The following is a 22593-nucleotide window of genomic DNA, read 5'->3' as shown; positions in this document are numbered from 1 at the left end:
GAACAACCAAAAAGGCTCACGGGCGCAGCCCCTCCAGGTAGCTGGCGACCCCGTCTTCGTCGTTGCTGGGCAGGACGTGGTCGGCGAGGGCGAGGACTTCCGGCAGCGCGTTGGACGGGCAGAGAGCCGTGCCCGCCCACGTCAGCATCGGGACGTCGTTGATGGCGTCCCCGGCCACGGCGACCTCCTCCGTCGAGATCCCGTCGACCGCGCACAGCTCGGCGAGCGCGCTCGCCTTGGACACGCCGGACGCCGCCATCTCGACGTACGGCGCGCCGGAGTGCGTCAGTTCGACGCCGTCGACGCCGGCCGCCACCGCCGCCCGGTACAGCTCCGCGCTGGGAACCTCGGGGTGCCGGGCGACGATCTTCACCATCGGCTCGTCGATGTCGGGCAGCAGTTCCGACAGCATCATCTCGTGCGGGTGCCGGTGGTGGTCGGCGAACTCGCACAAGGCCGCGTACGCCGGTTCGGCGACGAAGCGCGTCGGGCCGATGTTCGCGAACACGACACCGGGCATCAACGTCCGCACTCGGTCCATCGCCGCCGCAGCCGACGCCATCGCGATGGTCGTCGTCGCCGTGATCACCGGGGTTCCGTCGGCCAGGTCGAGGACCACCGCCCCGTTCGCGCAGATCGCCTTGCCCCGGAATCCGCACGACTGCGCCAGCTCGTGCACCGAGTGCCGGGCGCGGGCCGTTGCCCACACCACCTCGACCCCCGACAGTCGCGCATCTTCCATGGCCTGCGCGGTGCGAGGGGAGATCGTGCGGTCCGACCGCAGCAGGGTGCCGTCGAGGTCCGTCGCCAACAGCCGAATTTGCGTCACCTCCGCATGATGCCAGGCAGCGCATGTACCCCTCACGACCCCACCACAGTCGATAGCCTGGACAGCATGAGTCCTCGAGTACCCAGCATCGTGCTGAATTCCGGAACCATCCTCCCGCAGCTCGGCCTGGGAGTCTGGCAGGCGGACAACGACGAGACCGAACACGCCGTCGGGTTCGCCCTGGACGAGGCGGGCTACCGGCACATCGACACCGCCGCCGCATACGGCAATGAGGAAGGGGTGGGCCGTGGCATCGCGAACTCGGGTGTCGCCCGCGAAGACATTTTTCTCACCACCAAGTTGTGGAACGCCGATCAGGGTTACGAGCCGGCGTTGAAGGCGTTCGACGCCAGCCTCGGACGTCTCGGCGTCGACTATGTCGACCTGTACCTGATCCATTGGCCGCTGCAGGACGACGACCGCATCCTCCGCACGTGGGATGCGCTGGAGAAGATCGCCGAGTCGGGTCGCGCGAAGGCGATCGGTGTGTGCAATTTCGAACCGCGTCACCTGCAGTTGCTGATCGACCGGGGCGGCGTCGTTCCGGCGGTCGATCAGGTGGAGTTGCATCCGCATCTGGCGCAGCAGGAGATCCGGACGTTCGCCGTCGACCACGGCATCGCCGTCGAATCGTGGAGCCCGCTCGGCGGCACCAGCAATTCGGGGTGGGGCGACAACTCGAAGCCGAACACGCTGCTCACCGACCCGATCATCACCCGCATCGGCGACCGGCACAGCAAGAGCCCGGCCCAGGTGCTGATCCGCTGGCATCTGCAGAGCGGGCTGATCGTCATCCCCAAGTCGGTCCACGAGTCGCGGATCCGCGAGAACATCGACGTGTTCGATTTCGAGCTCAGCGAGCAGGACCTCAGCGAGATCGAAACGATGGACGACGGCGTCCGCGTCGGAGCCCACCCGGACGAGTTGAACATCGGCGCACCGGAGTAGGCGGCTCCGCCACCCGTGCGCCTTTTTGGTTGCTGGAACAGCCAAAAAGGCGCACGGGCGCGGAGCGCCTAGAGCTTCACCGGCATCTCCTCGAGCCCGGACACGAAGTTGGCGGGACGACGCCGCAGGGGGCCGTCGTCGACGAGCACCATGTGCGGCAGCCGCGACAGCAGTTGCTCGAACATGATCTTCGCTTCGAGCCGGGCGAGTTGGTTACCGAGGCAGAAGTGGGTGCCGAAACCGAATGCGACGTGCGGGTTCGGCGACCGTTCGATGTCGAACACCTCGGGATGCTCGAACACCGCCTCGTCGAAGTTGGCGGATTCGAACAGCAGCATCATCTTCTCGCCCTCGCGCAGGTCGGTTCCGAAGAATTCGACGTCGCGGGTGACGGTGCGGCACATGTTCTTGATCGGCGACGACCAGCGCAGCATCTCCTCGACCGCCGCCGGGATGCCGTCCGGGTCGTTCACGAGCCGCTGTTGCTGGTCGGGGTGCCGCAGCAGTTGTTCCATGCCGCCGCTGAGAACGTGCCGGGTGGTCTCGTCGCCGCCGATCAGGATCAGCAGGGTTTCGCCGACGATGTCCGGGTCGCTGAGCCGGTGACCGTCGATCTCGCTGTGCACGAGGATGCTGGTGAGGTCGTCCGTCGGATTCTGCCGCCGCTCCGCGATGGTGCGGAGCGTGAATTCGTTGAATGCCAGGTACGCGTTGGCCTGGGCCTGGAGTTCCTCCGGGGTGGCGTTGCTGCCGAGTGCGTTCATCAGGTCGTCGGACCAGTGCAGGAACGTGTCGCGTTCCTCGGGCCGCACGCCGAGCATGTCGCCGACGACGGCCATGGGGAGCGGCGCGGCCAGGTCGCGCACGAAGTCCACGTCGTCCTTGTCGCACGCGGCGTCGATGAGGTGATCGCAGATCGCCCGGATCCGGTCGATCTTCGCTTCCACCTGCTTACGGGTGAAGCCGGCGTTGACGAGGCGACGGTGTTGCAGGTGCTGGGGGTCATCCATGTCGATCATCTGCGGCAGCGGGCCCACCCCGGGGCGGATTCCGCCCGCGTTCGAGAACAACTCGGGGTCGCGTTCGGCCGCCAGGACGGCCTCGTACGACGCGGCGCCGAGAATTCCGTCCGCGCGATACACCGGTTCGTGGGCGCGCATCCATGCGTAGGCCTCCCGCGGGTCGCCGAGTTCGCCCGAGTAGAACCGTCCGTCGATCAGATCGAAATCCGGCCTGTTCGTCATCGAGGTACTCCTCCACGTTGAATCCCGCCGATCGTGCCCCGATAATAGAACGTGTTCCTACTATGACGCAGTGGTATAGCGGCAAGTTTCACAGATCCTCGGCTCGATAATTGACACGAGTTCTATTACCTGGAGGTGTACGTGGTTACCAACGACGGCAGCAGCGGGCTCGCGAAGACGTCCGTACTCGTCACCGGCGGCGGCAGTGGCATCGGACTGGGCGTCGCCACCGCCCTCGCGGCCGACGGCGTCCACGTCACGATCTGCGGTCGCAACGAGGAGAAACTGGTACGCGCAGCGGAGCAGATCACCGCCGGTGATCCCGCGGGGACCGTCGACACGGTCACCGCCGACGTCACGAACGAGGACGACATCATCCGCGCGGTCGCCACAGCGGCCGGGCGCACCGGGCAGCTCGACGGCGTCGTCACGTGCGCAGGCGGGAACGAAACGGTGGGACCCGTGACCCAACTCGACGTGGACGCGTGGCGGCGGACCGTGGACCTGAACGTCACCGGCACCATGCTGACGATCAAGCATTCCGCGCGGGCGCTCGTCGCCGGGGGCGGCGGTTCCATCGTCACAATCTCCTCGATCGCGAGCAGCAACACGCACCGCTGGTTCGGCGCATACGGTCCGTCCAAGGCAGGTGTCGACAACCTGACGCAACTCGCCGCCGACGAACTCGGGGCGAGCAACGTCCGCGTCAACTGCATCCGCCCCGGACTGACCCGCACCGACCTCGTCGCGCTCATCACCGACGGCGGACCCGTCCTGGACGACTACCTGGCCAACACCCCGATCGCACGGGTCGGCGAGGTCACCGACATCGCCGCGCTCGCCAAGTTCCTCCTCGGCCCCGACTCCACCTGGATCACGGGGCAGATCATCAACGTCGACGGCGGCCAGATGTTGCGTCGCGGACCCGACTTCACGTCGATGTTCGAGCCCATGTTCGGCGCCGACGGTCTGCGCGGGGTGGTCGCGCCGTGACGTCGCATCAGATTCTCGGTAAGCAGGTCGACATGCCCGTGGAGATCCGGGCCGCGTCGGCGTTCATGGCGATGTATTCGGTGCCGACCGCCGCCGCCCAGTCGCTGATCGACTACACCGGCCTCGAGATCCTGCAGTTCCGGCCGGGACGTGGCATCTGCGTCCTCGTGTTCGTCGACTACGTGGACGGCGATCTCGGCCCGTACAACGAATTCGGGGTGGCGTTCCTCGTCCGCGACCACCGGGCCGACAGCACCTCGGTCCCCCAGGACCTGAAGGCGCTGGCCCGGGGCCGGGCGGGTGCGCTGATTCATCAGCTGCCCGTCGACGGCGACTTCACTCTGGCCGCCGGCCGCGGCATCTGGGGCTTCCCGAAGTTCCTGGCCGATTTCGATGTCGACCACACCGGTTCCGTCAGGCGCGGTTCGGTGAGCGAGGGCGGGCGGCTGATCGCCCAGTTGAGCGTCAAACCGGGTATTGCGGTGCCGGGTTCGGGCGCAGGCACGTCGCTCGCCGCCTATTCGCACCTCGACGGGCTCACCCGGTTCACCACTTGGGACATGAACCCGACCGGGATCCGCTCCCGGCCCGGAGGCGCGGAGCTGAAACTGGGCAGCCACCCGATCGCGGACGAACTGCGGTCGCTGGGACTTCCGAAACGGGCGCTCGTCACGTCCTCGATCCCCGAATTGAAGATGACGTTCGGGGACGCGCAGCCGATCTGACCGCACGTGAGTGGCGAAGTGTGCGCGGGCACACTTCGCCACTCACGTGGGGGTTGCGCCGATTACCGAACTGGGGTCCAATACCGGCGACGCTTCTGGACGCTTGACCAATTCGTGGCGCCCCAGAGGGACGACCGCCGAAAGGACGATCGATAGTGCAGATCAGACGACGCAGCGTGCTCGCGGGGGCGGCCCTGACTCCGGCGCTCGCCGCGCTCGGCTCCGGGACGGCGGCCGCTAATCCCGACCAGAACTCCGAATTCCTCGTCGGCGTCGGCATTTCCGACGCCACCGGGCCGGTCGCCGACGTCGGGATGATGGGGTACTCCAGCTTCGAGCAGCGCGCCGAGGGACTGCATCAGCGGACCCGTGCGCGGGCGTTCGTGTTCGCCGAGTCCGGCCGGCAGCGCGTGGTCTACGTGTGCGTCGACGTGTGCATGATCTTCCAGTCCGTGCACGACGCCGTGCTGGCCCGGCTCGCGGAACTCCACGGCGACCTGTACACGGAGCGGAACGTCATGCTCACGGCGGTGCACTCCCACGCGGCGTGCGGCGGCGCGTCCCACGACTACGCCTACAACCTCGCCGTGCTCGGCCACAACCGTCAGGTGTTCGACGCCGAGGTCGGTGGCATCGTCGAGGCGATCACCGCCGCGCACGATTCCCTCGCCCCCGGTTCGGTGTCGTACGGCCGCAGCGAACTCACTGATGCCAGCGTCAACCGTTCGCGGATCGCCTTCGACCGCAACCCCGCCGAGGACCGGGACTACTACCCCCTGGGCATCGACACCTCGATGCGGGTCCTGCGAATCACGCAGGGCGGCAGAGACGTCGGGGCGATCAACTGGTTCCCGACCCACGGTGCTTCGCTCACCAACACGAACCATCTGATCTCCGGTGACAACAAGGGCGCGGCCGCCTACTTCTGGGAACACGACCACGAGGGTGTCCGTTACCTCGACGACCAGAAGCCGAACTTCGTCGCCGCGTTCCCGCAGACGAACACCGGCGACATGTCCCCCAACCTCGACCTCCGGCCCGGCCACGGACCCACCGACGACGAGTTCGAGAACACCCGCATCATCGGGCAGCGGCAGGTCGCGGCCGCACGCACGGCGTGGGAGTCGGCGTCGGAGACCCTCACCGGCGGTGTGGACAGCCGAATCATGTACCTCGACATGGCGAATCAGGAGGTCGGCGGCGAATTCACCCCCGACGGCCGCACCTACCGGACGTCCCCCGCGTGTGTCGGGGCCGCCATGAGCGCGGGCAGCACCGAGGACGGTCCGGCCATCCCGATCTTCCCGGAAGGCACCACCAACCCGCTCGTCGACGCACTCGGCGGGATGGACGCGCCGATCCCGCAGTGGCTGCAGGACGCGCAAGCACCGAAACTCGTGCTCGTGGCCGTCGGTCTGCTCCCACCCGACGGGTGGGTTCCGCACGTGCTGAAGATTCAGATCATCCGCATCGGCGACGTGTATGTCGTGGGCGCCCCGGCGGAATTCACGATCGTGTCCGGGCTGCGGATCCGCCGCACCGTCGCCGACAGACTCGGTGTGCCGCTGGAGAACGTGATCTTCCAGGGTTACGCGAACTCGTACGCGAGTTACTGCACCACCCCGCAGGAGTACGACGCGCAGCAGTACGAGGGCGGCTCGACACTCTTCGGCCGCTACACGCTGCCCGCGTACCAGCAGGGATTCGCGGCGCTCGCCGACGCTGTGCGCACCGGCAGCGACATTCCCCGCGGCCCGGCGCCCCGTGACCTGTCGCAGTTCCAGCCGTACGTCGGTCCGGGCGTCGACCGCGACGAACCACCGGCAGGCCGCGTCTTCGGCGACGTACTGACCCAACCTGCCGCGAAAGTGTCTGCGGGCGAACAGATCGCGGTCGAGTTCGTCACCGGCCACCCCCGGAACGACCCGCGCCGGCGTGGCACGTTCCTCGAGATCCAGCGCCGCGGCGGCGGCGACTGGGTGCGTCACGCCGACGACGGCGACTGGTCCACCAAGTTCCGCTGGACGCGCACCAGGCCGAACCAGTCGGTCGCGCGCATCACGTGGGACGTCCCGGCCGGAACTCCCGCCGGGCGCTACCGTGTGCAGCACTTCGGCAACAGCCGCGACGCGGCAGGCACGATCACCGCGTTCACCGGGACGTCGAACGAATTCGAGGTCGGATAGCTCTCGACGTGCCCCCGATCACACGCGGCGACGCGGTGTCTCGCCCACCACATCGGCGTTGCACCCCAACGTATTTCACGACCATCCGTCACACCACCGACCGTGCGATGAAACTGCCCGGCAATACTTCGGGACGACAGTGGGTGCATGAACGATGCCGAGAGAGAACCCGGAGTTCATGTCAACGCGTGCGAGGCGTGCGGTCGGCTTCCGCACCCCCGCCGTCTCCGTCTGGCGCTTGCGAAACTGTGCGCCGTCTTTCCCGTCGAACTAGGGCTTCATGCCTTGGTCATTCATTTCCACGTCTCCTATCTGATGACCGTCACGGTCCTGACCGTCAGCACCACGGTGCTGGTGATCTGGGTGGTGGAGCCGTCGGCGATGAGACTGCTCGGCGGCTGGCTGCACGGTCCGCCCGACGGCAGGCACGGCCATCTCTCGACCGGACAGTCACTCTGGCGTATCCGTGTCCGGGTGAACGACCAACCGGGACAGCTCGAGTCGCTGGCCCGCAACCTCGCGAAGCTGGATGCCAACATCCTGACCGTGCACGTCCATCACCTGGACGGCGGTTCGCTCGACGAGTTGATCGTCGGGGCGGGCCGGGAGACGTCACCGGAGGCGCTGTCGCATGCCGTCCGGGCCGGAGGCGGCCGCAGTGTGGGCATCTGGCCGGCTTCGGCGCTCGCGCTCATCGACGGCCAGACGAAGGCGCTGACGTTGGCGTCGCGGGTGGCGGCCGATCCGTCCGAACTGCCCCTGTCGATCGCGGAGCTGCTCGGCGCCCAGTATGTCGATTCGCTCGTGAGCGACCATCCGACCACGGCGGCGTCGGTCGCGATCCCGTCGGGCGATGGTGAGCCGCTCGTCTTCGTGCGGCCGGTGGACGAGCCGTTCACGCCGGCCGAGATCGCCCGCGCTCGCCGCCTCAGCGAGCTGGCGCAGCGAACCCGCGAGACCGCGAACTCGGGGGGACTCGCCGACCCTGCCACGTGATCTTGCGGACATCCCCGACTACAGCCTGGGTGCGGGAGACACTACGACGGTGATGTTCGCCCGCACTTCGACTGTCCTGACGATCGGCGTCGCCACGCTCGGCCTCCTGGCCACCACCGCCGGTGCGGCGCCGACGTACGCCGTCATCGCCACCGTTCCCGTCGGGTTGACGCCGATGCAGGTGGCGGTCGCACCCAGCGGCGCCGTCACATACGCCACGAACTCCGGGGCCAACAGCGTGTCCGTCATCGACACCGCAACGAACGCCGTCACCGCCACCGTCCCGGTGGGCGGCGGACCCACCGGAATCGCCGTCACCCCGAACGGTGCGCGGGTGTTCGTCGTGAATACCGCTGACCGGAGCGTGTCCGTGATCGACACCGCCACCAATACGGTGGCGGCCACGATCCCGGTCGGCGAATTCGCCTTGGCGGTCGCGGTATCCGCCGACGGGGCCCACGCCTACGTCACCAACGGCGTCGAGAGCACCGTCTCCGTGATCGACACCGCCACGAACACGGTGACCGCCACGGTTCCGGTCGGCGCCTTCCCCATCCAGCTCGCGACCAACGGCACGCACGTGTACGTCACCAACTCCTCCGACAACACGGTGACGGTGATCGACACGGCCACGACGAGTGTCGTCGACACGATTCCCGTCGCCTCCCACCCCAGTGCCGTGACGGCCACGAACGACCGGGCCTACGTGCGGAGCGGCGCGGAAATGTCGGTGATCGACGCGACCACCAACACGGTGACCGCCACGTTCGGCGTCGACGGGACGATGGGCGGTGCCGCGGTGACCGCGGACGGACACACGCTGTACGTCGTCGACTCCGAGGGCGGCGCCGTCACGGTGTTCGATCCGGGCACCAACGCCGAGGTGACGTCGCTCGCCGTCGGCGACAGTGCCGGTGGCGTCGCGGTCTCCGCCGACGGCGCGAAGGCCTACGCCACCAGCCAGAACGACAACACGATCGCCACCCTCACGCGCGCACCGGGCGACGCGACGCCGCCGCGCTGACACTAGACCGACACCACCGCCGGATCCTCCTCCACCGACTGATCTTTCGACCGCCGGTCGACTGCGGTGGCGAGGACGAGAACGGCGAGCGCACCGACGGTCAGCGCGGCACCCATCCAGATCGGGGACGTGAAGCCGAGTCCCGCGGCGATGGTGATGCCGCCGAGCCAGGCCCCGAGTGCATTGCCCACGTTGAAGGCGGCGATGTTCGCGCCGGACGCCATCGTCGGCGCCTGTGCCGCGTAGTTCATGATCCGCATCTGCAGCCCGGGGACGGTCGCGAAACCGAAGGCGCCCATGAAGAACAAGGCCACGATCGTCATCGGCTTGCTCCCCGCGGTGAGCGCGAACACGACGAGCACGACGGTGAGCACGGCGAGGACCGTGATCAGCGTGCGGGTGAGTGCCTTGTCGGCGGCACGTCCACCGAGAACGTTGCCGACGAACAGACCGCCGCCGAAGAGCACGAGGAGCCAGGGGACGCTGGTCGACGCGAATCCGCCGACCTCGGTGAGGGTGAATGCGATGTACGTGAACGCACCGAACATGCCGCCGAATCCGAGGATGGTGACGGCGATCGAGAACCACACCTGCGCAGACCGGAAGGCCTGCAGTTCGGTACGCAGACCGCCGGATTCCGGTGCGTCCGCCGGACGGGACACGGACGGCACCAGCGTTGCGATGCCGATCAACGCCACGACGCCGATGACGGTGATGGCCCAGAACGTGGAGCGCCAGCCGAACTGCTGGCCGAGGAACGTGCCGAACGGGACGCCGAGAACGTTGGCGATGGTCAGTCCAGCGAACATCGTCGCGATCGCGCCTGCCCGCTTGCTCGCGGGCACGAGGTCGGCGGCGAGGACCGAGCCGATGCCGAAGAACGCGCCGTGGCACAGGGCCGCGAGGACGCGTCCGCCCATCATGACCTCGTACGTCGGGGCCAGCGCCGACAGCAGATTGCCGCCGATGAACAGCACCATCAGCGCCTGGAGCACACGTTTGCGGTCGAAGCGGGTGACGGCTGCGGTGATGACGATCGCCCCGATGGCGACGGAGAGGGCGTAGCCGGAGATGAGGTAGCCGGCCACCGACTCGCTTACCTGGAAATCGGCCGACACCTCCGGCAGCAATCCCATGATGACGAATTCGGTGAGACCGATCCCGAAGCCGCCCATTGCGAGGGCGAGCAGACCCAGTGGCATTGCAGCCACTCCTTTCGTACAGACTGGGAGATAAGAGCGCTAGCTCGAATACCGCGTCTGCATTAGTTGCAGGCGCGCCATAAATAGTTGCACACGCCTGATATGTGCGCAAGCTGGTATTCTGGCCTGACAGTCGTATCCACAGGAGGTGGGCAATGGCAGTCGCCGACGACGCCGTCGAGATCCGGTCGCAGGGATGGCGCACGCTCGCGGCCCTGCACGGGCTGCTCGAGGCGGAGCTCGAGCGTGCCCTGCAGCGCGGGCACGATCTCTCGGTGGTCGAGTACACGGTGCTCGACGCCCTCGGCCGTCAGGACGGCTGGCACATGCGCATGGCGCAACTCGCCCGCGCGGCGGCGTTGAGCAGCAGCGCCACCACCAGACTCGTGAACCGTCTGGAGAACCGCGGACTGCTCACCCGCATTCTGTGCGACGACGACCGCCGCGGCATCTACACCGAGCTCACACCGGCCGGGCGGGCGGCGCTGGACGAGGCCCGTCCCACCCACGACGCCACACTGGAAGCGGCGCTCGACCGGGCCGCCGACATTCCCGAGCTCGCCCACCTCGCCCGAGCCCTGCACGAGGTCCCCGCATAGGTGAGTGGCAAGGCGTGCCGGAGCACTCCTTGCCACTCACGTCAGGACAGCGGAGTGAAGTCGCGCGACGCGATGTACTCCGGCCGCGGACGCGCCGCGGCGAACGGCTCGACGAGGGTGTTCTCGACACTGTTGAACACGAGGAACAGGTTCGACCGCGGGTAGGGCGTGATGTTGTTCCCCGACCCGTGCATGAGGTTCGAGTCGAACCACAGCGCGGTGCCTGCGGCACCGGTGAACTGGTCGATCCCGAACTCCGCCGCCATCCGCGTCACGTCCTCCCGACGCGGAACCCCGACCTCTTGCGAGACGAGGGACGACGTGTAGTTGTCGTCGGGGGTGGCGCCGACGCACTGGACGAATCGCTTGTGCGAACCGGGCATCACCATCAACGACCCGTTGAACGGGTAGTTCTCGGTGAGCGTGATCGAGCAGCTGACGGCCCGTGGGACGGGAAGACCGTCCTCGGCGTGCCAGGTCTCGAAGTCCGAGTGCCAGTAGAAACCGGTGCCCTTGAAACCGGGCATCGAGTTGATCCGGCTCTGATGGATGTAGACGTCGGAGCCGAGGAGTTGTCGCGCGCGGTCGAGGATCCTGCCGTCGCGGATCAGCTCGGCAACCACGTCACCGCGCCGGTGCACGTCGAAGACGGAACGAACCTCGTCGGTGCCGCGTTCGCGGATGACGCGCCCGCTGTCGCGCATCGCGGGGTCCCGGGACAGCCGGTCGAGTTCCTCCCGGCACGACATCACTTCGCTCGCGTTCAGGAAATTGTCGATGATGGTGAAGCCGCGTGACTCGTGTCCGGCGAGGGCCGACGAATCGAACGGCCCGTCGGCGGGTCTGCCCCACACGGCGGGTTCGCTTCGTTGGAGCATCGACGGCTCGGCGGCGATCCGAGTCGGGTAGCGATCGTGGCGGTTGGTGTCTCCCTGAACCTCAGCTACCTGAGTCATTGTCCCTCCTCGGCACTTACCTCTGCTTCTCCGTCGCTACGACGACAGAGTCTTCTGATCGGCGCGGAGCCGCTGGACGGCGTCGTCCAGGTGTTCGGCGAGCAGTTTCTGCACCTCTCCAGCTGTACCCGACCGGATCGCCTCGCGCAGGGTGGCATGTTCCTGCGCCTGCTCGCGGATGTCGTCGTAGGTGGTCTGCAACGCACCCAGGCACATCCGGGTCTCGATCAGCAGCGTCCTCGCCGCCCGAATGAGCCGCGGGCTCTGCGAACTCTCCACCAGGATCTGATGGAACTGCTGGTCGGCGTCCGAGACGGCGGCGGCGTCGCCGCGTTCGGCCGCGGCCTGCATCACGAGCACGGTGGGTTCGAGCGCCAGGTAGGTGGCTTCCCGGCGGCCGTCGTCGAGAATCATTTCGAGCGCCCCGCGCTCGATGACCGAGCGGCTGCGGTACACGTCGACGACGTCGTCGAGGGTCAGTTCCGTCACGAAGATCCCGCGATGACGGATGCTGTGCAGTATGCCCTCGGACACGAGCCTCTGCATGGCTTCGCGCAGGGGCCCGCGCGAGACCTGGAAATGCGCGGCCAGTTCCGCCTCGCCCAGCTGTGCACCCGGTTCGAGCGCACCCTTCATGATGGCGACCCGCAGGCGGTCCGCGATGAATTCGGCAGTCGATTGACGACTGACGGGTTCCAGGTCAGTCAGAGCCATGACTGTGGCCTTTCTCGAACAAGGTTCCTAACGACGGGTGCACCGCCGTGTGGCCCGCAAGACGCAGGCCTTCCCAGATGGTCACCTGGTTTGCCGTGAGGACCGGCTTGCCGAGGCGCTGCTCGAGAGTACGCAGCGCACCCAGCGTCCTCATGGCCGTGTCGGGGATGAGCAGGGCTTCGGCGTCCGGGTGGTCGTTCTCCACCGCGAGTTCCACCACGGATTCCGGGCTGAGGAGACCGACCTCGGCCGCGGTGTCGATTCCCGCACTCGACATCGACAGCACCTCGATACCGGCGGCGGCGAGGAACTCGACGAACAGCTTCGCGACGTCCTCCGGGTAGCTGGCGGCCACCGCGACGCGGGTGATTCCCAGCGCGTGCAGGGCGTGGACGAACGCGAAGCTGGTGCTGGACGTGGGTACACCGGTGGCCGCGGCGAGCGTCTCGGCCTGCTGCTTCGCCCCGTCGGGGCCGTAGACGAAGCTGCCCGAGGTGCACGCCCACACGACGGCGTCCGGCTTCTCCTCGGCGAGGAGTGCGGCCCCGCCTGCGAGCTTCTCGGGGCTCCCCAGGTCGAGCAGTTCGGGCACGGCGTGCAAGTCGGTGCCGTAGATGTGCACGACCGGCAGATCCACTCCGAGCATCTCCGCGGCGAAGGGGTAGTCGTCCTCGGCGGCGTGATCGGGGTAGATGAATCCCACAGTGGGGGTCGGCGTGCTCGTCATACGTTCTCCTCTTTTCCGTGTCGTGAGGGTGATGTCAGAAGACATTGCGGAGCCACTTGCCGGGGCCCGTCATTGGGAGTTTCATCCGGCCGAGACAGGCCCAGATCGTGAGCTGGTTGGCGGTGAGGACCGGTTTCCCGAGCTCCTGCTCGAGCGGGGCGATGACGTCGTAGGTCGGCAGATTCGTACAGCTGACGAAGATCGCCTCCGACCTGGGGTCGTCCGCGGCAATGATCCGCTCGGCGATCGTGCGGTAGTTGACCTTCCAGATGCCACCGCCGAGCCCGAGATGATCGGAGCGCACCACCTCGGTGCCCGCCTCGTTCAGGAACGCGTGCAGCCGTTCGGTCAGCGGGGCGTCGTACGGCGTGATCACCGACAGCCTGCTCAGCTCGAGGTGTTCGATCGCCTCGACCAGCGCACCGGACGTGGTGATCGCGTGCTGGGCGCCGGCCTCGCAGATCGCGTCGCACAGGGTTCGCTCGTATTCGAGGCCCTTGATGAAACTTCCCGACGTGCACAGATAGGCCACGACCTCGGGCTCGACGTGCAGGACGTCGCGCGTCGCCGCCATGAGGTGTCTTCGCTCGGACACGAGTTCGGCCATCTCCAGGCTGACGGGCACGGGTTCGTACGGCGTGCGCGCCAGATGGAGGCTCACCTCGAGGGGAGCCCATCGCCACAGTTCTCGTTCGAGCGCCAGGTCGAACGGGGCGATGATGCCGATTCCCCGTTGCGCGATAGGCCCCTCGAATTCGGGAATGTTCAGTTCCAACACCAGGCCTCACCTTCGTTTCGGCCGCGCCCGAGCATTATCAGATTGTTGACAATCATACGAGTTACTCATACGGTGTCAACGTGAGTCGGAACCCGATCGTCGCGGTGCTACATGCCCACGTCCTGCCGAGCGACGAACTCATGGCACCCGTCGCGACCCGTGCCGAAGTTCGCTACACCGGCAAGGCGGGGCTGAGCGACGCCCTCGACGGCGCGGACGTGCTGTTCCTCTACGACTTCCTCACCGACGCGGTGCCGGGAGCCTGGCACGCCGCCGGTTCCCTGCAGTGGCTGCACATCGCCGCGGCGGGCGTCGACCCCGTGATGTTCCCCGAGGCCCGCGACAGCGACGTCACGATCACCAACTCACGGGGCGTGTTCGACGGGGCGATCGCCGAGTACGTGCTCGCCCAGATCCTCTCGTTCGCGAAGGATCTGCCGGGCTCGCTGCGCCTGCAGCAGTCCCACACGTGGCAGCACCGCGAATCCGAGCGGATCGCGGGCCGCACCGCCCTGATCGTCGGCACCGGTCCCATCGGCCGCGCGATCGCACGACTTCTCCGCGCAGCGGGTATGAAGGTCAGCGGGTCGGGCCGCACCGCACGCAACGCCGACCCCGACTTCGGAACGGTTTCCGCAACGGAGGATCTCCCGGAGCAGCTCGCCGTCGCCGATTACGTGATCGCGGTGGCACCGCTCACCGAGCAGACCCGCCACCTGTTCCGCGACTCGACGTTCGCCGCGATGAAGCCGGGAGCCCGGTTCGTGAACGTCGGACGCGGTGAGCTCGTCCGCACCGACGACCTCGTCGCCGCGCTCCGGGCGGGGACGATCGCGGGCGCCGCGCTCGACGTGTTCGACACGGAACCGCTCCCCGCAGGCCATCCACTCTGGGACATGCCGAACGTCTCGATCACGCCCCACAATTCGGGCGACTTCGCCGGCTGGCGAGATGACCTCGTAACCGTGTTCACCGACAATTTCGAACGCTGGGTTGCGGGGTACCCGCTCGAGAACGTAGTTGACAAGCACCTCGGGTACGTACCGAGCCGATGAAGACAGGGCCCGAACGTCCAGGCTGAAGGAGTTCTCATGAATCCCACCGACATGACCGCCGTCGAACTGGTCACGGCCTACTCGTCCGGAGAACTTTCGCCGGTGGAAGCGACGCAGGCGATGCTCGACGCCATCACCGAGCGTGACCGCACCATCAATTCCTACTGCCTCGTCGACGAGGAGCGAGCCCTCGCGCAGGCCCGGAAGTCCGAGGAGCGCTGGACCACCGGTTACTCCAAGGGGCTGCTCGACGGCGTGCCGATCTCGATCAAGGACATCTTCCTCACCGACGGCTGGCCGACACTGCGGGGATCACAGGCCGTCGACGAGGACCAGCCGTGGGACGTCGACAGTCCCGTGGCCGCCCGGCTTCGCGAGGACGGGATGGTGTTCCTCGGCAAGACCACGACCCCCGAGATCGCGTGGAAGGCCGTGACCGACAGTGCCCTGTGCGGGATCACCCGCAACCCGGCGGACCCGACCAAGACGGCCGGCGGATCTTCGGGCGGCAGCGCCGCGGCGGTCGCGGCCGGTCTCGGTCCCTGCTCCGTCGGCACCGACGGCGGCGGCAGCGTGCGCATCCCCGCCTCGTTCTGCGGCGTCGTCGGTTTCAAACCCACCCACGGTCGGATCCCCCTGTTCCCGGCGAGCCCGTTCGGGCCGCTGGCGCACGCCGGCCCCCTCACCCGCACGGTCGAGGATGCGGCGCTGCTGATGGACATCCTGTCGCTGCCCGACCCGCGCGACCCGACGTCGCTCGCCCCGTTCCCGACCACCTTCCGCGGCGAGATCGGCCGCGACGTGGTCGGACTCGGAGTCGCGTACTCCCCCACGCTCGGCTATGTGACCGTCGATCCGGAGGTCCGGGCGATCGTCGACCGAGCCGTGCAGGCCCTCGACGCGGCGGGTCTGCCGGTCACCGCCGCCGACCCCGGCTTCAGCGATCCGATCGAGGCCTTCGAACTGCTGTGGGCAGCCGGCGCCGCGGCCATGCTGAAGAACTTCCCGGAGGGTGCGCGCGACAAGGTCGACCCGGGGCTCGGCAAGGTCTGGGAACGGGGCGAGAAGTTCAGCGCGGTCGACTATCTCGATGCTCGCGCGGTCGCCGCGGACATCGGCATCAGGATGGGCAGATTCCATCTGACGCACAACGTCCTGCTCACGCCCACCGTCCCGATTCCGGCTTTCGAGGCCGGTTACGACGTGCCGCCGGGCAGCGATCTCACGAGCTGGCCGCAGTGGACCCCGTTCACCTACCCGTTCAACCTGACGCAGCAGCCGGCGATCAGCATCCCCGTCGGCCGCACCGCAGCGGGTCTGCCGGTGGGTCTGCAGATCATCGGCCCCCGCCACTCGGACGACCTGGTACTCGCGGTCGCGCGATACGCGGAGCACGTCCTCGGCTAGGTCGGCCGAAAAGCACACGGTTCGCTCGTCATCCGAGGATGATCAGCAGTAGGCCCGGTGCTGTGCGAACGTCTACGCTGCTGCCCGGGTGACAGTTGCCTGACAGGGATTTTCGGGGTCGGGGAGAGCCCGGGAGAGTAGATGACAGCGACGCCGGTGTTCGGGGGCCTGCCGCATTCGCCGCAGGGCCGGGATCCGCTCGCCCCGGGCATGCTCGTCGCCACCCGATACCGGCTCCTGGGACGGTTCGCCGGACCCGATTGGGTGCAGTGGTGGCACGCACACGACACCGAACTGTGCCGGGACGTCTCGCTCAGCCTCGTCGACTCGGCGCACGTCCGCGCCACCGACACGCGTCCGGATCCGGTGGCGCGCTTCTGCCGGAACACCACCGGAACCAGCTTCAGCCACGAGGGCCGGATCGCGCAGGTCTACGACATCGCGGCAGTCGGCGACCGGATCGCCGTGGTCGCGGAATGGACGCCGGGGTGGCGTGTCGCGGATGTCGCGCACACGGTCCCACGGCCGTTGGATGCCGCTCGCACCGTGCGGCACCTGGCCGCCGCGACCGCAGACGCACACCATTTCGGTGCCCGCATCTCACTTGATCATCCCAACCGGGTGCGGATCTCCCACGACGGACTCGCGGTCCTCGCCTTCCCCGCCACCCTTGCCGACGGCAGCGCGGCCGACGACGTCGCAGGACTCGGTGCGCTGCTGTACGCCCTGTTACTCGGCACGTGGCCGTTGTCCTCGTCCGGCGCGACCCGGGCAGCCGGGCTGCCCCCGGCCGGCAGGCGCGGTGACGGTTCCGTCGTCCCGCCACATCGTGTGCGGCCCGCGATTCCACGACGCCTGTCCGACGTGGCCATGAACGCCCTTGCTCGGCGACCCGGGATGTCCACCGCGCAGGCGGTCGTCGACGCCCTCGACCGCATCCTGGCGGACGCGCGGGCCCGCTCGGCATCCGCATTCGCTCCGACCACGAAGAGGGCCCGCCCGGCACCCGCCAACCGGGTACCCCGGCCGAACGCGCCGCTTCCCGCGTTGAGCGGCGCACTCGCCCTTATCGTCGCGCTCGGCGCCGCCGGGTGGGCGGCGGGCGCCACATTCAGCTCGTCGGACGCTCCCCCGGCCGCCGTCGCAGACAACATGCTCAGCCAGATCGCGCCGGTTCCGGACCCCCGTCAGGCGCCGCTCACCCCGTCGTCCGCGGCCGCCTACTCCCCGCTGCGCTTCCCCGACAACGGTGCCACCGCCTCCCTCGCCGTCGACGCGAACCCCGCGACGTCCTGGGCGACCGACCGTTACCCGCAGCAACTGTCGGCGACGAAGCAGGGAATGGGTCTGATCGTGTCGTTTCCCGGGCCCGTCGATCTGCGGACCGTCTGGATCGACTCCCCGACACCGGGCACCACGGTCGAGATCCGGACCGCGCCCGTCGCGTGGGCGAGCATCGATCGCACCCAGCTGATCGGCAGCGCCACGCTCGGCGACGGGGTCACCCAGATCGTGGCCCGGACGCCTGCACCCACCGACCGGGTCCTCGTCTGGATATCGGGACTGTCGGGCGGCGAGTCCGGGTTCCAGTCGCGCCTGTCGGAGATCGGCTTCCTGGGTCGCGGCGCATGAGCCGCAACATCTTCGGCCCCACGCAGCCGAACGAGGGAAGCACCGCGCGCGACCATCTCGCCAACGAGCGGACCTACCTCGCCTGGCATCGCACCGGTATCAGCGTCGCCGCACTCGGTGTGGCGGTCGCGAAGTTCGCGCCGCACCGCGGCGGCCACGCCGTGGCTGCCGGATTGATCCTGATCGGCGCGGGACTACTGGTCTCCGCGTACGGCACCGTCCGCTATCGGGTTATCAGCCGGCAGATCGAATCCGGGGAATTCGCGCCGGCGACGTTCACCGCCGTGGTCACCTCCAGCATCGTCACACTGCTCGCGCTCCTCGCCGTGGTGGTCCTACTCTGACCCGGGCAGGGCCGTGACGCAGCGGAATCCGATGTGGCTCATCCCGGTGTCGACCATCTGCGGCCGCCGTGCCGCGGGCCGATACCGCCGACAGTAACTGTCCGCGCACAGGAACGACCCACCCTTGATCACCCGCCGGGGCACCCGGAACTGTGGCTGCCGGGCGTCGAAGCTCTCCGACATGCCGGGCCCACGCGGATTGCGTGGCGCGCAGCACGACTCCGCCGTGTCGGCGTGCCGATCCGAGTACCAGTCGGCGGTCCATTCCCACACGTTGCCTGCCATGTCGAACAGACCGTAGTCGTTGGGCGGATAGCTACCGACGGCGGTCGTGGTGCCGTACCCGGTGGCCGCGCGCCAGGGAAACTCCCCGTGCCAATAATTCGCCAGCGGAGGGGATTCACTCTCGGCGGTGTCACCCCAGGTGAATTCGGCGTGGTCGAGTCCGCCGCGCGCCGCGGCCTCCCATTGCGCCTCGGTGGGGAGGGACCGCCCTGCCCACTCCGCGTACGCTGCCGCATCCTCGTGGGCGACGTGAACGACGGGATGCCGTTCGCGGCCGGTGATCGTCGATGCCGGCCCCGTGGGGTGCCGCCAGGACGCGCCGACGGTCCAGGTCCACCACTGACTGAGGTGACGGAGATCGACCGGGCCCCGAGTGGGGGTGAACACCATCGATCCCGGTTGCAGATTCTCGGCGGGAGCACCGGGGAATTCGGCGGGGTCCAGCGGCCGCTCGGCGACGGTCACATAACCGGTGTCCCGGACGAACGCGGCGTACTGCGCGGTGGTGACCTGGTGGGCCTCGATGGCGAAGGCGTCGACGGCGACCCGATGCGCCGGACCTTCTTCCGGGTAGTGCCGATCCGAGCCCATCGTGAAGGTCTGAGCGGGGATGTGCCGGACTTCGGAGACGGTCTGGGTATCCACACGCCTTCCCTTCTGCCTGATCAGGTGACGGCCGGCGAGAAGACGCTCGTCCAATCGTTCCTCATGCTTACCACGGTCCAGTTCTTTTCTCGTGCGTGTTCGAGAGCCTGCTCCGCTCCCGCGACGTAGTCGAATTCGCGATCGGCGTCGTCGTGCAGGATCAGCACCCGAAGCGACGGGCGGTCGGGTAGCCCGGAGAACGCGAGCATCGGCAGGTCGCCGTTGGAGTTGCCGACCGACAGGATCGGCCGTCGCCCGATCCGACTCCAGATTCGGACCGGTTTCTCCGGCCCGTCGTCGAAAAAGTCCATCGCGGCCTTGTAGAGCAGGTCGCTCGTCTCCGCCCCTTCACGGTACGAGAGTCCGAGGGCACTGCCGATGACGCGTTCCGGCGGAATCCCGTAGAGCCGTCCGGCGACCGGGCGCATGAAGTCCCGGTCACCGCCGGACGCGATGTAGATCGTGAATTCGTTCGCCTCGAGATAGCGCAGCAACTCGACCATCGGCGCGTATCCGCAGCCGGCGTACGGGCGGCCGAGCGTCGGGTGATCCGCGTCGTCGAAGAAGGCCCGCACCCTTGCGTCGTAATTCTCGACGGTGATCGAATCGAATGCCTCGGTGACTGCGCCCATCAACAGTTTCAGGTCGCCGTCGTCGCCCTGGTAGTGCTTGACCATCGCCGCACCGAGCCACTGAAGGTCGTGCTCGTGGGCCGCCTTCCACGGTTGCGTCTGCTGGAGGCCGGGATCCTTCGCGGCCATCTCGGCGAAGCGCCGGATGGTGAAGTCGAGCTGGATGGGCATCGGCTTCTCACACCAAAGTGTGCCGTCGTTGTCGAATACGGCCACCCGGTCGGCGGGCTCGACGAAGTCCGGTCCCCGTGTCGTCACCCGCCCGACGAAGTCCTCGATCGCGGACCGCGTCGATCCGTCCGCCCAGGAACCACCCAGCCCGGCCCCCACGTCGGTCAGTCCTTCGCCAGGAACGCGTGCAACTTCGCCACCGCGTGGTCGATCGTGAAGCTCGCCGGCTCCTGCCTCGGGGGGAACTCCTTGAACGTCTCGAGGAATTGGGTCGTGATGAATGTTCCGTAGATGGCGATGTAGTCGTGGTCGAGGAACCAATCCCAATAGGTGTTCGACGTGATGTCTGCCCGCTCGAACGGATCGGTGCGCAGGTTGAACAGTTTCGGCAACCGCAGTTGAGTGAACGGCTCCGCCCACAGGCCGAGGGTGCCCTGCGCCCGCTGCTCCATGAACACGATCTTCCAATTGTCGAAACGGATGCCCAGCACGTCGCAGTCGTCGGAGAAGTACACCATTCCCCGGCGCGGCGACGTCTCTACCTCACCGGTGAGGTACGGGAGCAGGTTGTAGCCGTCGATGTGCACCTTGAACGTCTTCTCGCCGATCGTGTGCCCGGTCTTCAGTTGCTCCACCACGTCCGGTGCACCCGCGGCGGCGAGGAAGGTGGGAAGCCAGTCGTGGTGCTGCACGATCTCGTTGGACACGCTGCCCGCGGGGATCCTGCCCGGCCAGCGGATCACCTCGGGGACGCGGAACGCACCCTCCCAGTTGGTGTCCTTCTCACTGCGGAACGGGGTGGTCGCCCCGTCCGGCCAGGTGTTCGCGTGGGGACCGTTGTCGGTGCTGTAGATGACGATGGTGTTCTCGGCGAGACCCAGCTCGTCGACCGCGTCGAGCAGTTGGCCGACGTGCTTGTCGTGATCGATCATGGTGTCGTGGTACGGCGACTGCCAGTGCCCGGCTTGGCCGACGCTTTCCGGCTTCGTGTGGGTCCGCAGGTGCATGTGCGTCGTGTTCATCCACACGAAGAACGGTGTCTCCGCTTCCTTCTGCCGCGTGATGAAGTCGATTGCCGCGGAGACCGTCTCGTCGTCGATGGTCTCCATCCGCTTCTTGCTCAGCGGACCGGTGTCCTCGATGCGTTGCTTCCCGAGCGGCCCGTACCGCTCATCGACCTCGCCGGCGTCCTCCTCGGTGGCCCAGCAATGAAGAACACCGCGCGGCAGCATCACCTCGTGCAGTTTCGGGTAGTCCTCTGCGCTCGGGTAGTCGGGAAGCTCCGGTTCTTCCTCGGCGTTGAGGTGATAAAGGTTGCCGAAGAACTCGTCGAACCCGTGAGCGGTCGGCAGATACTTGTTCAGGTCGCCGAGATGGTTCTTCCCGAACTGCCCGGTGGCGTATCCGAGGGGCTTGAGCAGTTCGGCGATGGTGGGGTCTTCGGGCGACAATCCGACGTCGACTCCCGGGATTCCGACCTTGCTCATGCCGGTGCGATACACGCTCTGCCCCGTGATGAACGACGCGCGACCGGCAGTGCAACTCTGCTCACCGTAGGAGTCGGTGAACTTCATGCCCTCCTCGGCCAGACGGTCGATGTTCGGTGTCCGGTACCCCATCAGTCCGTCGCTGTAGCAGCTGAGATTGGTGATACCGATGTCGTCGCCCCAAATGACCAGGATGTTGGGTTTCGCGTCCGTCATCTGTCTCTCCTCGCATCATCGGGGGAATCGCAGTCCTGACGTTGCTCGCGGTGCGCCCGCGCCACATCACCCGTACCGGGTGAGAACCTCGTGTCCGAGTACCGGCGGTCAGTCCGGGGGGATCGACGGCGGTCGATCCACGGCGAGGATGTACACGCTGATCACCGTCACCCACGCCGGGAAGACCAGCGTCACCCAGAGACTGAAACTCACGACCACCAGCAGGGTGAGTGACAGCAGGTAGGTGGTGACAGCCAGCCATCGCGGCATCAGTCCGGTGCGCAGCCAGATGGTTCCCAGCGAGATCATGAACACCCCGGCCATGCGAACCCCGTAGACGTTGTTCACATGCAACATCACCTCGCGCCCGAAGAAGACGAGGTCGGTCTGCGGAACGCCGGAGAGCCGGGACACGGCGAGGAGCCCGCCGGCGATTGCCGTCGACACGAACGTCATGGCGAGAAACAGCAGCCCACTGCCGAGGAAGACGGTCGAGAAGAATCGGTCTTCGAGGTTCCCGAGCCGGTCGCGGATGACACCGATGAACCACAGGAACGCGATGCCCGCGAAGGGTGCGAGTATCAGGGCTGCCGTGATCTGCCGTTGGTGGTGTAACCACGGGGTCGCGGCTGCGCCGGGCAGCGCGCTACGCAGCAGAACGATGCTGGAGGCGAACAGCACACCGAAGACGACACCGGCGACGGCCGCGGCCCGTGGAGTCCGTAGCTGGTGGAACTCGGCGTCGCTCTGTGTGCGGGCCATGAGATCAGTCTTCGCCGAGGTCGAGGTCCGGGGCAA

22 protein-coding genes are annotated in these 22593 nt (G+C 67.5%); 11 read left to right on the top strand and 11 right to left on the bottom strand.

What is annotated here, in order from left to right; translation table 11 throughout:
- Window positions 1-16: 16 nt before the first annotated feature.
- Entirely contained in the window at window positions 17-829 is an 813-nt protein-coding gene (locus QM693_RS17185) for an HAD family hydrolase (RefSeq protein WP_247252249.1), read from the bottom strand.
- A gap of 66 nt (window positions 830-895) precedes the next feature.
- On the opposite strand from QM693_RS17185, the gene QM693_RS17180 reads away from it, so the two are divergent.
- A complete protein-coding gene (locus QM693_RS17180; protein ID WP_025431798.1) occupies window positions 896-1777 on the top strand; it encodes an aldo/keto reductase in 882 nt (293 codons plus the stop codon).
- Between the two features lie 68 nt (window positions 1778-1845).
- Here QM693_RS17180 and QM693_RS17175 read toward each other — a convergent pair whose 3' ends face one another.
- Window positions 1846-3021, bottom strand: coding sequence for a cytochrome P450 (locus QM693_RS17175; RefSeq protein ID WP_283352937.1), 1176 nt, complete (start codon window positions 3019-3021; stop codon window positions 1846-1848).
- 141 nt (window positions 3022-3162) lie between these two features.
- Here QM693_RS17175 and QM693_RS17170 point away from each other — a divergent pair, with 141 nt between their 5' ends.
- The 5 genes from QM693_RS17170 (at window position 3163) to QM693_RS17150 (ending at window position 8945) form a co-directional block, all read left to right on the top strand.
- Window positions 3163-4014, top strand: a complete 852-nt coding sequence (locus QM693_RS17170; protein ID WP_283334848.1) for an SDR family oxidoreductase — start codon at window positions 3163-3165, stop codon at window positions 4012-4014.
- Entirely contained in the window at window positions 4011-4739 is a 729-nt protein-coding gene (locus QM693_RS17165; protein WP_283352936.1) for an acetoacetate decarboxylase family protein, read from the top strand. Before QM693_RS17170 ends, QM693_RS17165 begins: the two co-directional genes overlap by 4 nt.
- A 155-nt stretch (window positions 4740-4894) precedes the next feature.
- On the top strand, window positions 4895-6925 hold the full coding sequence (locus QM693_RS17160; RefSeq protein ID WP_283352935.1) for a neutral/alkaline ceramidase: 2031 nt from the start codon (window positions 4895-4897) through the stop codon (window positions 6923-6925).
- A 147-nt stretch (window positions 6926-7072) separates the two neighbouring features.
- Window positions 7073-7921: an ACT domain-containing protein gene (locus QM693_RS17155; protein ID WP_283352934.1), complete on the top strand. Its 849-nt coding sequence runs from the start codon at window positions 7073-7075 to the stop codon at window positions 7919-7921.
- Window positions 7922-7973: 52 nt separating this feature from the next.
- The gene (locus QM693_RS17150; protein ID WP_283352933.1) at window positions 7974-8945 is read left to right on the top strand and encodes a YVTN family beta-propeller repeat protein; all 972 of its coding nucleotides are present in this window, start codon (window positions 7974-7976) and stop codon (window positions 8943-8945) included.
- Between the two features lie 2 nt (window positions 8946-8947).
- On the opposite strand, the gene QM693_RS17145 is transcribed toward QM693_RS17150, so the two are convergent.
- Window positions 8948-10147: an MFS transporter gene (locus QM693_RS17145; protein ID WP_283352932.1), complete on the bottom strand. Its 1200-nt coding sequence runs from the start codon at window positions 10145-10147 to the stop codon at window positions 8948-8950.
- A gap of 155 nt (window positions 10148-10302) precedes the next feature.
- Here QM693_RS17145 and QM693_RS17140 point away from each other — a divergent pair, with 155 nt between their 5' ends.
- On the top strand, window positions 10303-10746 hold the full coding sequence (locus QM693_RS17140) for a MarR family winged helix-turn-helix transcriptional regulator (protein WP_283352931.1): 444 nt from the start codon (window positions 10303-10305) through the stop codon (window positions 10744-10746).
- A 41-nt stretch (window positions 10747-10787) separates the two neighbouring features.
- On the opposite strand, the gene thpD is transcribed toward QM693_RS17140, so the two are convergent.
- From thpD to QM693_RS17120, 4 genes are read right to left on the bottom strand one after another with little or no spacing between them, the layout of a single operon-like run.
- Window positions 10788-11702 (bottom strand): ectoine hydroxylase, encoded by a 915-nt coding sequence (gene thpD / locus QM693_RS17135; RefSeq protein WP_283334855.1) that lies wholly within the window; start codon window positions 11700-11702, stop codon window positions 10788-10790.
- Window positions 11703-11738: 36 nt separating this feature from the next.
- Window positions 11739-12416: a GntR family transcriptional regulator gene (locus tag QM693_RS17130; protein WP_283334856.1), complete on the bottom strand. Its 678-nt coding sequence runs from the start codon at window positions 12414-12416 to the stop codon at window positions 11739-11741.
- Entirely contained in the window at window positions 12403-13143 is a 741-nt protein-coding gene (locus QM693_RS17125; protein ID WP_283352930.1) for a maleate cis-trans isomerase family protein, read from the bottom strand. The genes QM693_RS17130 and QM693_RS17125 overlap by 14 nt, the downstream gene beginning before the upstream one ends.
- A gap of 34 nt (window positions 13144-13177) precedes the next feature.
- A complete protein-coding gene (locus tag QM693_RS17120; protein WP_037242482.1) occupies window positions 13178-13918 on the bottom strand; it encodes a maleate cis-trans isomerase family protein in 741 nt (246 codons plus the stop codon).
- A gap of 83 nt (window positions 13919-14001) precedes the next feature.
- Here QM693_RS17120 and QM693_RS17115 point away from each other — a divergent pair, with 83 nt between their 5' ends.
- From QM693_RS17115 to QM693_RS17100, 4 genes are all read left to right on the top strand, one after another.
- Window positions 14002-14976: a D-2-hydroxyacid dehydrogenase gene (locus tag QM693_RS17115; protein ID WP_283352929.1), complete on the top strand. Its 975-nt coding sequence runs from the start codon at window positions 14002-14004 to the stop codon at window positions 14974-14976.
- A gap of 36 nt (window positions 14977-15012) precedes the next feature.
- Window positions 15013-16383, top strand: coding sequence for an amidase (locus tag QM693_RS17110; protein WP_283334857.1), 1371 nt, complete (start codon window positions 15013-15015; stop codon window positions 16381-16383).
- Window positions 16384-16524: 141 nt separating this feature from the next.
- Window positions 16525-18015, top strand: coding sequence for a protein kinase family protein (locus tag QM693_RS17105; protein ID WP_283334858.1), 1491 nt, complete (start codon window positions 16525-16527; stop codon window positions 18013-18015).
- The gene (locus QM693_RS17100; RefSeq protein WP_247252241.1) at window positions 18012-18359 is read left to right on the top strand and encodes a YidH family protein; all 348 of its coding nucleotides are present in this window, start codon (window positions 18012-18014) and stop codon (window positions 18357-18359) included. The genes QM693_RS17105 and QM693_RS17100 overlap by 4 nt, the downstream gene beginning before the upstream one ends.
- Here QM693_RS17100 and QM693_RS17095 read toward each other — a convergent pair.
- The 4 genes from QM693_RS17095 to QM693_RS17080 all read right to left on the bottom strand — a co-directional run bounded on the left by QM693_RS17095 (window position 18351) and on the right by QM693_RS17080 (window position 22557).
- The gene (locus QM693_RS17095) at window positions 18351-19235 is read right to left on the bottom strand and encodes a formylglycine-generating enzyme family protein (protein WP_283334964.1); all 885 of its coding nucleotides are present in this window, start codon (window positions 19233-19235) and stop codon (window positions 18351-18353) included. The genes QM693_RS17100 and QM693_RS17095 overlap by 9 nt on opposite strands.
- A gap of 74 nt (window positions 19236-19309) precedes the next feature.
- Window positions 19310-20251 (bottom strand): HAD family hydrolase, encoded by a 942-nt coding sequence (locus tag QM693_RS17090; protein ID WP_283334859.1) that lies wholly within the window; start codon window positions 20249-20251, stop codon window positions 19310-19312.
- 5 nt (window positions 20252-20256) lie between these two features.
- Window positions 20257-21795 carry an arylsulfatase gene (locus QM693_RS17085; RefSeq protein ID WP_283334860.1) on the bottom strand — a complete coding sequence of 513 codons (1539 nt, stop codon included), beginning with the start codon at window positions 21793-21795 and terminating at the stop codon, window positions 20257-20259.
- Between the two features lie 108 nt (window positions 21796-21903).
- Window positions 21904-22557: a hypothetical protein gene (locus QM693_RS17080; protein WP_283334861.1), complete on the bottom strand. Its 654-nt coding sequence runs from the start codon at window positions 22555-22557 to the stop codon at window positions 21904-21906.
- Window positions 22558-22593 lie beyond the last annotated feature (36 nt).

The organism is Rhodococcus sp. IEGM 1305 (assembly GCF_030058635.1).
Classification (GTDB): domain Bacteria; phylum Actinomycetota; class Actinomycetes; order Mycobacteriales; family Mycobacteriaceae; genus Rhodococcus_F; species Rhodococcus_F opacus_D.
This window is presented reverse-complemented; position numbering and strand designations above follow the sequence as displayed.

Excerpts from the sequence above, each read along its gene's own strand:
- QM693_RS17180 (WP_025431798.1), top strand. The coding sequence starts at position 896 with ATGAGTCCTCGAGTACCCAGCATCGTGCTGAATTCCGGAACCATCCTC.
- QM693_RS17175 (WP_283352937.1), bottom strand. The coding sequence starts at position 3,021 with ATGACGAACAGGCCGGATTTCGATCTGATCGACGGACGGTTCTACTCG.
- QM693_RS17155 (WP_283352934.1), top strand. The coding sequence starts at position 7,073 with ATGAACGATGCCGAGAGAGAACCCGGAGTTCATGTCAACGCGTGCGAG.
- QM693_RS17150 (WP_283352933.1), top strand. The coding sequence starts at position 7,974 with ATGTTCGCCCGCACTTCGACTGTCCTGACGATCGGCGTCGCCACGCTC.
- QM693_RS17145 (WP_283352932.1), bottom strand. The coding sequence starts at position 10,147 with ATGCCACTGGGTCTGCTCGCCCTCGCAATGGGCGGCTTCGGGATCGGT.
- QM693_RS17140 (WP_283352931.1), top strand. The coding sequence starts at position 10,303 with ATGGCAGTCGCCGACGACGCCGTCGAGATCCGGTCGCAGGGATGGCGC.
- thpD (WP_283334855.1), bottom strand. The coding sequence starts at position 11,702 with ATGACTCAGGTAGCTGAGGTTCAGGGAGACACCAACCGCCACGATCGC.
- QM693_RS17130 (WP_283334856.1), bottom strand. The coding sequence starts at position 12,416 with ATGGCTCTGACTGACCTGGAACCCGTCAGTCGTCAATCGACTGCCGAA.
- QM693_RS17125 (WP_283352930.1), bottom strand. The coding sequence starts at position 13,143 with ATGACGAGCACGCCGACCCCCACTGTGGGATTCATCTACCCCGATCAC.
- QM693_RS17110 (WP_283334857.1), top strand. The coding sequence starts at position 15,013 with ATGAATCCCACCGACATGACCGCCGTCGAACTGGTCACGGCCTACTCG.
- QM693_RS17105 (WP_283334858.1), top strand. The coding sequence starts at position 16,525 with ATGACAGCGACGCCGGTGTTCGGGGGCCTGCCGCATTCGCCGCAGGGC.
- QM693_RS17100 (WP_247252241.1), top strand. The coding sequence starts at position 18,012 with ATGAGCCGCAACATCTTCGGCCCCACGCAGCCGAACGAGGGAAGCACC.
- QM693_RS17095 (WP_283334964.1), bottom strand. The coding sequence starts at position 19,235 with ATGGGCTCGGATCGGCACTACCCGGAAGAAGGTCCGGCGCATCGGGTC.
- QM693_RS17085 (WP_283334860.1), bottom strand. The coding sequence starts at position 21,795 with ATGACGGACGCGAAACCCAACATCCTGGTCATTTGGGGCGACGACATC.
- QM693_RS17080 (WP_283334861.1), bottom strand. The coding sequence starts at position 22,557 with ATGGCCCGCACACAGAGCGACGCCGAGTTCCACCAGCTACGGACTCCA.